The sequence below is a fragment of the Dolichospermum flos-aquae CCAP 1403/13F genome (genome assembly GCF_012516395.1).
GTDB classification, from domain to species: Bacteria; Cyanobacteriota; Cyanobacteriia; order Cyanobacteriales; family Nostocaceae; genus Dolichospermum; species Dolichospermum lemmermannii.
In genome coordinates, this window is sequence record NZ_CP051206.1 from 529,328 (window position 1) to 541,082 (window position 11,755).

12 protein-coding genes are annotated in these 11,755 nt (G+C 37.8%); 5 read left to right on the forward strand and 7 right to left on the reverse strand.

The window, feature by feature from the left end; genetic code table 11:
- Positions 1-39 precede the first annotated feature (39 nt).
- Entirely contained in the window at positions 40-315 is a 276-nt protein-coding gene (locus tag HGD76_RS02830; RefSeq protein WP_325064826.1) for an adenylate kinase family protein, read from the reverse strand.
- A gap of 231 nt (positions 316-546) precedes the next feature.
- Here HGD76_RS02830 and HGD76_RS02835 point away from each other — a divergent pair, with 231 nt between their 5' ends.
- Complete coding sequence (locus tag HGD76_RS02835; RefSeq protein ID WP_168694899.1) at positions 547-1,083, forward strand: P-loop NTPase family protein; 537 nt, start codon at positions 547-549, stop codon at positions 1,081-1,083.
- Here HGD76_RS02835 and HGD76_RS02840 read toward each other — a convergent pair.
- From HGD76_RS02840 to HGD76_RS02855, 4 genes are all read right to left on the reverse strand, one after another.
- Positions 1,080-1,640, reverse strand: a complete 561-nt coding sequence (locus tag HGD76_RS02840; protein WP_168694900.1) for a deoxycytidylate deaminase — start codon at positions 1,638-1,640, stop codon at positions 1,080-1,082. The genes HGD76_RS02835 and HGD76_RS02840 overlap by 4 nt on opposite strands.
- Positions 1,641-1,697: 57 nt before the next feature.
- On the reverse strand, positions 1,698-2,129 hold the full coding sequence (locus tag HGD76_RS02845) for an XRE family transcriptional regulator (protein WP_168633218.1): 432 nt from the start codon (positions 2,127-2,129) through the stop codon (positions 1,698-1,700).
- Positions 2,130-2,245: 116 nt separating this feature from the next.
- On the reverse strand, positions 2,246-3,100 hold the full coding sequence (locus HGD76_RS02850) for a dCTP deaminase/dUTPase family protein (protein WP_168633217.1): 855 nt from the start codon (positions 3,098-3,100) through the stop codon (positions 2,246-2,248).
- A 72-nt stretch (positions 3,101-3,172) separates the two neighbouring features.
- On the reverse strand, positions 3,173-4,660 hold the full coding sequence (locus tag HGD76_RS02855; RefSeq protein ID WP_168694901.1) for a thymidylate synthase: 1,488 nt from the start codon (positions 4,658-4,660) through the stop codon (positions 3,173-3,175).
- A 152-nt stretch (positions 4,661-4,812) separates the two neighbouring features.
- Here HGD76_RS02855 and purM point away from each other — a divergent pair, with 152 nt between their 5' ends.
- Both purM and HGD76_RS02865 read left to right on the forward strand, forming a co-directional pair.
- On the forward strand, positions 4,813-5,838 hold the full coding sequence (gene purM / locus HGD76_RS02860; protein WP_168694902.1) for a phosphoribosylformylglycinamidine cyclo-ligase: 1,026 nt from the start codon (positions 4,813-4,815) through the stop codon (positions 5,836-5,838).
- A 241-nt stretch (positions 5,839-6,079) separates the two neighbouring features.
- A complete protein-coding gene (locus HGD76_RS02865; protein WP_015083584.1) occupies positions 6,080-6,766 on the forward strand; it encodes a PHP domain-containing protein in 687 nt (228 codons plus the stop codon).
- A gap of 33 nt (positions 6,767-6,799) precedes the next feature.
- On the opposite strand, the gene HGD76_RS02870 is transcribed toward HGD76_RS02865, so the two are convergent.
- A complete protein-coding gene (locus HGD76_RS02870) occupies positions 6,800-6,937 on the reverse strand; it encodes a hypothetical protein (RefSeq protein WP_210967708.1) in 138 nt (45 codons plus the stop codon).
- A gap of 14 nt (positions 6,938-6,951) precedes the next feature.
- On the opposite strand from HGD76_RS02870, the gene HGD76_RS02875 reads away from it, so the two are divergent.
- Positions 6,952-8,223, forward strand: a complete 1,272-nt coding sequence (locus HGD76_RS02875; RefSeq protein WP_168694904.1) for a dihydroorotase — start codon at positions 6,952-6,954, stop codon at positions 8,221-8,223.
- Positions 8,224-8,353: 130 nt separating this feature from the next.
- Positions 8,354-9,790, forward strand: a complete 1,437-nt coding sequence (locus HGD76_RS02880) for an FAD-binding domain-containing protein (RefSeq protein WP_168694905.1) — start codon at positions 8,354-8,356, stop codon at positions 9,788-9,790.
- Positions 9,791-9,915: 125 nt separating this feature from the next.
- Here HGD76_RS02880 and sppA read toward each other — a convergent pair whose 3' ends face one another.
- On the reverse strand, positions 9,916-11,733 hold the full coding sequence (sppA, locus tag HGD76_RS02885) for a signal peptide peptidase SppA (RefSeq protein ID WP_168694906.1): 1,818 nt from the start codon (positions 11,731-11,733) through the stop codon (positions 9,916-9,918).
- Between the last annotated feature and the right edge of the window lie 22 nt (positions 11,734-11,755).

Consider the following 11,755-nt stretch of genomic DNA (forward strand, 5'->3'; position numbering starts at 1 on the left):
AAAACTATTTATTACCAATTACCAATTACCAATCACCAATTACCAATTACCATTATTTAGGACTTGCTTGAGACGGACTTTAATAAATTCAATCATCATTTCATCTGGAACTGACTCTCCATCTTCCAAATAAGGTTTAGCTTCCATAACTAAACCATTTAATTCACCATAGGCACTATTTTGACTATTTCCAGATATGGCTGCTCGTAAAGTTTCACCGGTAGAAACCAAGGGAACATCAAAAAACTTACCAAGCTTTTGGGCTTGAGTGCTTTTTCCTGCCCCTGAACCCCCTAAAATTACTAATCTCACCACAACTTAACCCTCATATATAAAATTCACTATTTTTGCAGGATATTTTGTTATAGCAATCTTAAATCATTTGTAGAAAAAATATCTCTAAATCAGTGAAAAAGTTAAAACTAAATATCAAGGCGGTTTTACTTATGAATACTGCTGTATGATAACTATATGTTTTGCTATCAGCGAAGATTTGCATTTAATTGTAAGTCATTAAATTTATAGTGAGTTTTTAAACTTTGCCTTATGGTTGCCCAACTAGAAACCCCAGGTCTAAATTCGACTCTCAGCTTACCATATTCCGTAGAAGGACTATTGCAAGTTTTTACTAGTTCCCAGCGGAGCTTTTTTACGAGCGTCATGGCACAAGCGCTGAGAATTGCTGGACAAGGTACACCAGTATTAATAGTCCAATTCCTCAAAGGTGGTATTCGTCAAGGACATGAACGACCTACCCAAATGGGACAACATTTAGATTGGATTCGCTGTGATTTGCCCCGTTGTATTGATAATTCCGATTTGGACGCAGCCGAAAATCTAGCTTTGCAACAACTTTGGCAACATACCCAAAAGGTAGTTAATGAAGGTAAGTATTCTTTACTGGTATTAGATGAGTTGAGTTTAGCGATTAATTTCGGTTTAATTCCAGAAACCGAGGTTTTAGAGTTTCTTTCTCACCGTCCCCCTCATGTTGATATTATTCTCACAGGTTCTCAGATGCCAACGTCTCTTTTAGATGTAGCGGACCAAATTACAGAAATTCGTCGCAGTCATCAACCTTAAGTATTAACAAAATCACTCACAGATATGGAAGATAAAAGGAAAGAAGCAGCTTTTTTGGCTATATTTTCAGAAAGTTGAACTTGCTTAATTGTGACTAAACCTTCGTTAATAAAGGAATCTCTAACTAAAGCTTTTTCTCCACTGTTAAAAGAAGTTTCGTAAAATACTTCTTTAATTCCAGCAGAGATAATTAACTTTAAACAAGATAAACAAGGCTCTAAGGTCACGTATATACTTGATCCATCTGTAGATATACCATACTTTGCAGCTTGTGCGATCGCATTTGCCTCCGCGTGTACAGCCCTTGATGGTAGTATTTTACTGGCATCACAGCTATTTAAACCTGGATAGCAGTATCCTTGGGTTGTACAATGAGCCGAGCCTGACGGTGAGCCATTATAACCTGTGGCTACAACTTGCTTATTTTTAACAATTACAGCACCCACTGGAAAAGCAAGACAAGTTGAGCGAGTTGCGGCTAATTTAGCCAACATGAGGAAATATTCATCCCATGTTGGTCTTTGATGGTATTGTTCAGATGAAAAAATATCTTGCATGGTGTTTCAACTTTAAATTTTACTATACTGCTTTGCTGAGAAGAAAAATATTAGATGCTATTGTTTCCACTTTAATAAAACCTCTTTTAACTGATTTAAAGCATCTTCATAGTCATTAAACTGAATTTCAGCAATCACAGTCGGAATACCACGAGGAAATCTTGATATCCGCTTACCTGTTTCGTACAAAAGAATGATAGGAATTTTGTTGTTCTCTGCATACGCTAACTCCATTCCTACACCGAAAGAAAGCGAACCAAGATAAGCAATAACCAAGTCAGATATACTAACTTCATACTTATCTTTATCAAAAACTTCACGAGGAGTAATATCAGGATTATTCACTGGATCAGTATGTAAATGCGGTACGTAAGCTTGAAGACCAACTTTTTCACAAACCAAGCCTATTTTTTCATATAGTGCTTTAGTTTCTATTGGATTTTCTACGTCAGTCAAAGCGCCAGATACATATATCTTGTACATTTTCATTAGTTACCTTACATTAGAACTTATGGTTCTTTCGATGTTGAATCAACAAATTTTAGTTTTATTACAAAAATATGAGCTTGAAATATAAATATCTTTGTTAATAAAAACAAAATTTACTATTTATTTGAGCCTGGAGATACTGTTTTATTTGGATTTGCTTGTCTCTGAGGAGTAGTATCTGTTTTTGGATTTAGATTAGACGAATCCGAAGATTTGAACAAAGCAATTAATGAAATAATAATTCCCAATGTGCCGGCTATCGATCCTATTGCTGACCACCGAGTTTGTTGATCTGAACCTAGAAAACCTAGTAATGTATCTTTAACACCTTTTTTAAGTTCTTTATACTCCTTTGAATCAAGCATCAGTTGTTTTAGCGTATCTTTGTTATTATCCATCATCCAAACATTGTCTGGGTGACTAAAATAATCATCAACCTCCTGACGGCCTAATCGTCCATGAAGAACATCAAGTCTTCCAGAAATGTCAGGTTTGTGATTATTTGATGGATTGGAACACCGGGAACTTAATTGTTCAACAGCCAAGTAAGCAATTGGTTTGTTAACATCTTCCACGTAAATTCGTATTGGTTTATCCGAAACATTATGAAGGGCTATACAAAGAACTCCTGACCACTCAGGATTTACTCTTGTTCCAATGTGTCCTAAACCGTCTGATACTCGTTTGACAACGGAATAAAGTGGTCCGCGAAATTTATTACTGAGGGATACTGATTCGCTAGTCCATACTAAAGCTGTATCTTTTTTTGGTATGTCGAAATATTTCCGTTCCTCTCCTTGCTGGTTTTGTTCTGTATAAATAGTCAAGCGTCGTTCTTCTTCAAGTGAATAAGCACACTCACCCGCAGTTAGACATAAATCGCAATCTTTAATACTACCTGGTTTAAGAGGATGAAAATATATACCTTTACCAAGCTCCCTAATAATATCTTGATAACTCAAAACTGACATGAAATACTCCCTGAGCTTTGGAAAACACTAAAATTTTCTACAACCATTTCTAAAATGGTTGTTTGTTCGCGGTTACTGATCTTGAATGTATGGCTTGTCAATTTTAAGACAATTCGCTGCTTTTTGCAATTCCATACCTAAATATCCTGCATGATCTGGACGTATTGCTGGTATTGCAGCACAAATTTCTTTGATCAATTTCAAAGGATTTTTCCCAGAATAGCAACCAACAATTTCTCCACTACCAGGAGTTGTATGTGTAACAACTATCTTTTCTTCTGCTATTTCTATTAAAAAATTACCTGCGGGATCATAGTAATCTAATTTTTTGCAGATTGCAGAATATTGTTCTTTAATTAGTTGTTCAGCATTACCCCAAGTATCATCATAAATATGAGCAGACTGACTCAGAGTTATCAATGGTCCTAGCTTCAAATCATATTGAGAACGTTGACAAATCTCATTTCTAATATGTTTTTGCAAAGACCTCAACCCCATTGCGTTAGCTGGCCAAGCTGCAAACATATCATTACTTCTAAGAACAGCAGTTAATGATAATTCGTTATCTACTACTCTTAACCAAATATGATTCAAACAAGGACTACCACCTTTTTCATGATCTTTTACATCCCATAAAGTCATGACTGCACTAGCAGCATCAATTTCTCCAATTAATTTTTCAATTACCTGTTCAATTTGATCTCGTCCAAACCAAGAACGTAAACGTTGCCCATAGGTGTATTTTACTCCTTCTCGATTGGGTGCATCATCTAAAATTTGGGAAATATATTCTTCTAAGAAACTTCTATCAATTGGTAAATAATTGGGTTCGGGAAAATAGAAATCTTCAGGTTCTTCGGTGACAACTGCCATTAAATCTATCAGTTCTTGCCATTTACCATCATAACCAGTTGGTCTGATTGTGCCAGTGGTTTTAATTCTGTGAATGATTTTTACCCAAGTTTCAGCAATAGTTTTGCCTTCAATTCTGTGTCCATAGCGTGTTCCTGGTAAAACGGTTGGTTCAATTGTAGTCATGGGAAATTCTACAGGCATTCCCCAAGGTGCTACTATTTCTTTTTGGGCGTAATATTGAATTTTCTCGACAGCATCAGAAATTGATATAGCGTCTTGAATTTCTACGGAATGGCGTAATTTTTCCAAGGCATTGATATCAATATCAATATCAATATAACCAGGAATTTGAGAACGAATTACCCAAGATTTTCGCCCCGCATCACTAATATTTTCTTCCACACCATGACGGAAAAAATCGCCTAAACATTGACAAGCACCGGCGTTTTTATCTTCTTTGGTGGCGTTAAGAATAACTAAATAGTGAACGTGGGGATTTAGTAACAAATTGCGAATTAGTAAGTTGATACCCCTGGTAGGTGAGTATAACTGCCCAATTACAGCATATTCGTTTGATTGTAGATGTTTAGCTACAGCTTGCTTCACCATCCACCCTGTAATCACTGCGGTTTGACCGCTACCATAAATCAATTGGTTTGGTTTGTGCTGGGCTGTGTAATAAAATTGGGTTAGTTGGCTACTCACTTGATTTACCAAATTTTTAGATAGCAATCTTTGATTATTTAGGATACAATGATTGATCGGGATTAATCACAAATTATCAAAAAAAGTCTTGAGTACATAATTTGTGTGATAATAATAACCTAAATTATGAATTGATAACGGTGTAATTAGGCATGGATTATCGGGATGCAGGCGTTGACGTTGAAGCGGGTAGAGCTTTTGTAGATCAAATTCGCAATTTGGTTCACAGCACCTTTAGAAAAGAGGTTTTGGGGGGACTGGGTGGCTTTGGTGGTTGCTTTCAACTCCCCACAGGTTACAAAGAACCGGTTTTGGTTTCGGGGACAGATGGTGTGGGGACAAAGCTGAAAATAGCTCAAATTCTCAATCGTCATGATACTGTGGGCATAGATTTGGTGGGGATGTGCGTTAATGATGTGTTGACATCGGGTGCAGAACCGCTGTTTTTTCTAGATTATGTGGCTACAGGTAAGTTAGATAAGGAACAATTAACTCAGGTGGTAGCAGGAATCGCTACCGGTTGTAAATTAGCTGGTTCGGCTTTATTGGGGGGAGAAACGGCGGAAATGCCCGGTTTTTACCAAGTTGGTGAATACGATTTGGCGGGTTTTTGCGTGGGAATTGTGGAAAAGAGCCGAATGCTAGATGGTTCTCAGGTGCAAGTAGGTGACGTAGCTATCGGTTTAGCTAGTTCAGGTGTCCATAGCAATGGGTTGAGTCTAGTCAGAAAAATTGTCAGTGATGGTGGTTTTGCTTGGACTGATACCCCAGATTTATTAAATGGTGCATCTATTGGGGAAACTTGTCTCACTCCTACACGCATTTATGTAAAATCTGTTTTAGCTGCGTTGCAATCAGATTTAGAAATTCATGGCATGGCTCACATTACTGGTGGCGGTTTACCAGAAAATTTACCAAGATGTTTAAGTAAGGGTCAAGGGATTAAAATGATCCCTGATAGTTGGACTATTCCTCCTGTCTTTCATTGGTTAGCTGCGGCTGGTTCTGTGGGTGCTGAGGCTATGTATAATACATTTAATATGGGTATTGGCTTTGTGTTATTAGTTCCACCCCAGCAAGCAGAACAGGTAATTACTCATTTTCAATCTCAGGATATCTCCGCTAATATAATTGGTGAAGTTGTCACTGGAGCAGGTGAATTAGTCGGTTTGTTGTAACAATGGTGGTATACAGATAGAACCTATACGCAAAATTCATATTTTCTTGATGGAAGTAATTAAAAATACTCATCGCCATCAGCGTTAATATTTGCTAACGTAGTCTTAACATATTGCAAAAATCAATTGGTGCAGTTGAGGAAGTATCTGTATTTACTGGTTAGTGGTATTGGTTATATCTCATTTATAAGTGTGGCGTGTTGGTGTTTTGAGAAAAATGTAATTTTCGTGTAGAGGGGTTATGGTTATAAATTTTGCCCGGACTACTGTTTCTAAGGAACTACTAAAGCAAGTATTCCAACGCATTGATGCACAAAGTTGTCCCCAGTTATTTAATTTTCATATGCACACGGTTCACTCGGATGGCAAACTAGAACCGGGTGATTTGATGAGTCAAGCGATCGCAATTGGCTTAAAAGGTCTAGCTATCACTGATCATCACAGTATCAGTGGCTACCAAGCAGCCCTGGCTTGGTTGGAAGATTGGAAGTGGAGTAATTCTGATGCTCATGTTCCATATTTGTGGAGTGGTGCAGAAATTAATGCCAATCTGCTGGATAATGAAGTTCACATTCTGGCTTATGCTTTTGAGTCAGAACATCCCAGTATGAAGCCATACTTACAAAAAATTCCTAGTGTCGGCAAGGCTTATCAAGCAGTTAACGTGATTACAGCTATTCACGAAGCGGGAGGACTAGCGGTACTTGCTCACCCAGCCCGGTATAGGCGATCGCATTTTGACCTCATTCCTGCGGCTGCGGGTGATGGTATTGATGGTGTTGAGACTTTCTACGCTTACAATAATCCTAAACCTTGGAAACCTAGTGTGGTGGAAACTGAGGAAGTTCAACAATTAGCGGAAAAATTCGATTTATTTAGCACCTGTGGTACTGATTCGCACGGCTTGAATTTGCTGCATAGGTTGTAAATCTGTATTTACCTCTTTTAAACTCCTGGTTTACTAACCAGGGGAAGTAGGAGTAGGGGAGTAGGGGGAGTAGGGGGAGTAGGGGGAGTAGGGGGAGTGAAAAAGAATTTTTCCCATGACCAATGACCAATGACCAATGACAACTGACAACTGACCAATGACAACTGACAACTGACCAATGACCAATGACTAAAGAACTATTAAAACAAGTAAGAGTAATTGATCCTGTGCAGAAAACTGACACAGTAACAGATGTATTAATTATTGATGGTTATATTCAAGAGATCGTCCCACAAATTACAGATTTTAGTGCTGATACTTCTATTCGTGATTGTCAAGGCTTAATTCTTGGGGCTGGATTAGTTGATTTATATAGTCATTCAGGCGAACCGGGATTTGAAGAACGAGAAACTTTAAGTTCTTTATTACAAGCTGCTGCTGCTGGTGGTTTTACTAGAGTTGGTGTTTTACCAGATACATCACCACCCATTGATAAACCTGCTTTAGTGACACAGTTACAGCAACAGCGAGATAGAGGAAAAGCTTCTCCCCATTTGCACATCTGGGGGGCAATTACCTTGGATTTAGCAGGTAAACAATTAACAGAGGTAGCAGATTTAGCCGCAGCGGGGGTTGTGGGTTTTACTGATGCTAAACCTTGGGACAATTTGGGGATAGTCAGACGGGTTTTGGAGTATCTGCAACCCTTTGGCAAACCGGTGGCTTTTTGGCCATGCGATCGCCATTTAGCCGCTAATGGTAGGATGCGAGAAGGTGCGGAAGCCTTGCGAATAGGTTTACCCCCGATTCCAGCCAGTGCGGAAACAACGGCTATTGCCGCATTATTAGAATTAGTTGCGGATATTGGTACACCAGTCCACATTATGCGTGTTTCCACTGCTCGCAGTGTCGAATTAATTGCTCAAGCTAAAGCTCAAGGTGTGCCTGTTACCGCTAGTACCACATGGATGCACGTTTTACTAGATACAACAGCTATTAGAAGTTATCACACATCCTTGCATTTAGATCCGCCCTTGGGAAATCACCAAGATATGCTATGCTTGCGGGAAGCGGTAAGAACAGGGGTAATAGATGCGATCGCTATTGATCACGCACCTTATACTTATGAGGAGAAAGTTCAAGCCTTTGCCGAATCACCGCCGGGGGCAATTGGTTTAGAATTAGCATTACCCCTACTTTGGCAAAATCTCGTAGCGACTGGGGAATTTACAGCTTTGGAATTATGGCGCGTTTTGAGTCATCAACCTGCGGCTTGTTTACAACAAGAAGTTAAAGCTATTCAACCTGGTGAAAAAGCCGAGTTAACTTTATTTAATCCTCTGCAAATTTGGCAGGTAAATAAGGCAAATCTTCAGACACTTGCTTATAATACTCCTTGGTTTGGTCAAGAAGTTACAGGTCGGGTTGTGCAAGTTTGGTGTAATACTAAATTGTAAGATTTTAAGATTATTTGAACGCAGATGAACGCGGATAAACACAGATAAATATGAATGATGATTATTCTGTGCAGCTTTACATAAAGTTGGTATAATCTTATTTAGTATATCAGAACTATATTAATATTCCATGTCTGATCTAATTCTGTTTTGGCATCGTCGAGATTTACGCATTTCTGATCATACGGGACTAGCTGCGGCTAGAGAAAAAAGTGCGAAGATTGTGGGTGTATTTTGTCTAGATCCCCAAATTCTCGAAGGTGATGATATTGCCCCCGTTAGGGTAAAATATATGATTGGCTGTTTGCAATCTCTTCAGGAAAGATATCAGCAAGCGGGTAGTCAATTATTAATTTTACAAAATGATCCTGTTATTGCAATTCCCAAATTAGCAGCAGCATTAAAAGCTAAAGCTGTATTTTGGAATTGGGATGTTGAACCTTATTCCCAAATAAGAGATTTAGCAGTAAGTGAGGCTTTGAAAGTTGAAGGAATTGAATTTCTTAACTATAATTGGGATCAATTATTGCACTCTCCAACGGAAATTTTTAGCGGTACAAAAACTCCCTATACTGTTTATACTCCTTTCTGGAAAAATTGGATTACTAAATCTAAAGCTAAACCTGTTAAAACTTTAGCAAATCTAGAGAATTTAACAGCTAAAGAAGAAGAAATTGCTCAACAAGAGGGAACAGTTAATTTACCTGCTGCTGAAGATTTAGGTTTTATTTGGGATGCAGAATTAATAATTTCTCCCGGAGAATTAGCAGCACAAGAAAAATTAGATAATTTTGCAAAATCTGCTATTAATGGATATCAAGAACAGCGGAATTTTCCCGCAATTCATGGTACATCTCAATTAAGTGCAGCTTTGAAGTTTGGTGTTATTGGGATGAGAACTATTTGGCAAACTACTATAGAAGCCTTAGCAAATAGTAATAGTGAAGAAGTAAATGCCAGTATCCAAACATGGCAAAAAGAATTAGCATGGCGGGAATTTTTTCAACACGCTATGTACCATTTTCCAGCCTTAGCTAACGGTGCATATAGGGATACTTTTAAAACCTTCCCTTGGCAAAATAATGAAACATATTTTCAGGCTTGGTGTGAGGGCAAAACAGGTTATCCTATAGTTGACGCGGCTATGCGGCAATTAAATGAAACAGGCTGGATGCACAATAGATGTAGAATGATTGTTGCCAGTTTCTTGACTAAAGATTTAATTATTAATCCCCAATGGGGAGAAAAATATTTTATGCAGAAACTCATTGATGGTGATTTATCTGCTAATAATGGAGGTTGGCAATGGAGTGCTTCTAGTGGTATGGACTCCCAACCATTACGCATTTTTAACCCAGCTAGTCAAACCCAAAAATTTGATGCAGAAGCAGAGTATATTCGGCAATGGATACCAGAATTGCGTTATGTAGATCCAGAATATTTGGTAACTGGGAAAATTCCCCCGTTAGATTATTATGGAACAAATTATCCGCAACCAATTGTTGATCATAAACAACAGCAAGCTTTATTTAAGCAGTTATATCAGCAACAAAAAGCTATTAGTTAATTAACAAGTAGTCTGTCAAAGACATTTTAACGGTTAATGGTTCTATTCTTGCTCACCCTGCTTGCCTTCATCCGTCATTTTTGGATTGATAGACTACTAGGAGAAGTTGGATTAATAATTATTCCCTATTCAATTTTGAAGTTAACGGGTAAACGAGTATAAATCCCTTGAGGATCATTCATTGTTTGTAAAGTTTTTATTTCCTGTTGTAATTTTCCCAATTCATTTATGAGGGGGTTGGAATTTTTAGTTTGGGTTTTTTCTATTCCTAGTTTGGCTTTTGTTTCATCTAATTTTTTACCAAATAAGCGTTCTGGAAATGTACTAACTCTGGGATATTCTTGTATTTCCCAATCAGTTCCTAATTTTGCTTGTTTAGCTGCATATTCAATGGCTACATTTAAACCACCAATTTCATCAACTAGACCGATTTGTTTGGCTGCTGTTCCTGACCAAACTCTTCCTTGGGCGATTTCTGCTACTTTTGCAGTTGGGATTTTCCGTCCTTGGGAAACTTTCTCCAAGAATAGGTTATAAATGCGGTTAACACTGCGTTGATAAACTGCTAATTCTTGAGGTGATTTAGGACGGGAAATGGTTTGTTGATCTGCATATTGAGCCGTTTTAACTGTATCCCAAGTTATGCCATTATTATTGCCCAATTTTTGACCATTAAATAATACGCCAAAAACACCAATAGAACCTGTAATTGTGTTAGCTTGGGCAAAAATGCGGTTGGAATCACTAGCAATCCAATAACCACCGGAAGCAGCCACATCTCCCATGGAAACGATGACGGGTTTAATTTGACGAGTTAATTTGATTTCTCGCTGCATGATTTCGGCTGCGGTAGCACTACCACCAGGGCTATTAATTCTTAAAACTACTGCTTTTATTTGATTATTTTGCCTAATTTTTGAGAATATTTTTGCAAAGTTATCACCGCCAATTTGTCCTTCGTCACCGCTACCGTTGACTATTTCTCCTTCTGCATAAACAATGGCAATTTTATGATCTGAATCTAAGGATTTTCCAGGAACTTCTGCATAATTACTCAAGCTGATTTTTGTGAATGTTTTATCTTTTTCACTGTTACCAGTTAATTTTTTCAAATCAGTAAATACTTTATCTTCGTAAGCAATTGTATCTACTAAACCATTAGATTTAGCTGCTGTGGGTTCTAAAATTGGTTGACTATTAGCGATCGCTTGCAATTTTTGGGGTAGAATGTTTCTACTTGTACCCACAGATTTCCGCCACTCTCCCCACACATCATCTAACAATTTCTGCGTTTGTTCTCGGTTCTCTGGGCTGAGTTTATTGAGGATTAACGGTTCTACTGCACCCTTAAATTTACCCACCCGCACAATCTGCACCCCAACACCGTATTTTTCAAATGCCCCCGCTAAGAACATTGGTTGTGAACTTAAACCGTTGATTTCCATTGCTCCCATAGGATTAACTATAACTTGATTGGCTACAGAACTTAAATAATATTCTTTTTCACTCCAATCTGTACTATAAGCAATTATTTTTTTACCAGTTTTACGGAATTTTTCTAATGCTTGACGAATTTCTTTCAAGGAAGCATAACCAACTGCACTATTAGCATTAGTTCCATCTATATAAACACCCACAATATTTTGATCACGTCCGGCTTTATCTAAGGTTTCCACAACTTTCCGCAATGTGATGTTATTTTCTTCAACACCGCTAAAAGTTTTTTGCAATAATTGACTGGAATTAGGTTCACTATCGGTGATATTCATAGACAAGTCGAAAACTAAAACTGACTTATCTTTCACTGTTGGGGTTGAACTTTGAGAACTAGCAACCGCAATTAATATTAATAAGAATCCCACTGTGCTGACTCCAGAGAAAATTGTCAGTCCTAGTAAACTGCCAATTAAACTTGCTAAGGTTTGTTTAAGAAAATTATTCATTGGTTATTTATAAGTCAGTTGT

What these genes read in the sequence shown, in the direction of transcription:
- HGD76_RS02880 (WP_168694905.1), top strand. Translation starts at nt 8,354, where the DNA reads ATGTCTGATCTAATTCTGTTTTGGCATCGTCGAGATTTACGCATTTCT.
- HGD76_RS02865 (WP_015083584.1), top strand. Translation starts at nt 6,080, where the DNA reads ATGGTTATAAATTTTGCCCGGACTACTGTTTCTAAGGAACTACTAAAG.
- purM (WP_168694902.1), top strand. Translation starts at nt 4,813, where the DNA reads ATGGATTATCGGGATGCAGGCGTTGACGTTGAAGCGGGTAGAGCTTTT.
- HGD76_RS02875 (WP_168694904.1), top strand. Translation starts at nt 6,952, where the DNA reads ATGACTAAAGAACTATTAAAACAAGTAAGAGTAATTGATCCTGTGCAG.
- HGD76_RS02845 (WP_168633218.1), bottom strand. Translation starts at nt 2,129, where the DNA reads ATGAAAATGTACAAGATATATGTATCTGGCGCTTTGACTGACGTAGAA.
- HGD76_RS02840 (WP_168694900.1), bottom strand. Translation starts at nt 1,640, where the DNA reads ATGCAAGATATTTTTTCATCTGAACAATACCATCAAAGACCAACATGG.
- HGD76_RS02850 (WP_168633217.1), bottom strand. Translation starts at nt 3,100, where the DNA reads ATGTCAGTTTTGAGTTATCAAGATATTATTAGGGAGCTTGGTAAAGGT.
- sppA (WP_168694906.1), bottom strand. Translation starts at nt 11,733, where the DNA reads ATGAATAATTTTCTTAAACAAACCTTAGCAAGTTTAATTGGCAGTTTA.
- HGD76_RS02835 (WP_168694899.1), top strand. Translation starts at nt 547, where the DNA reads ATGGTTGCCCAACTAGAAACCCCAGGTCTAAATTCGACTCTCAGCTTA.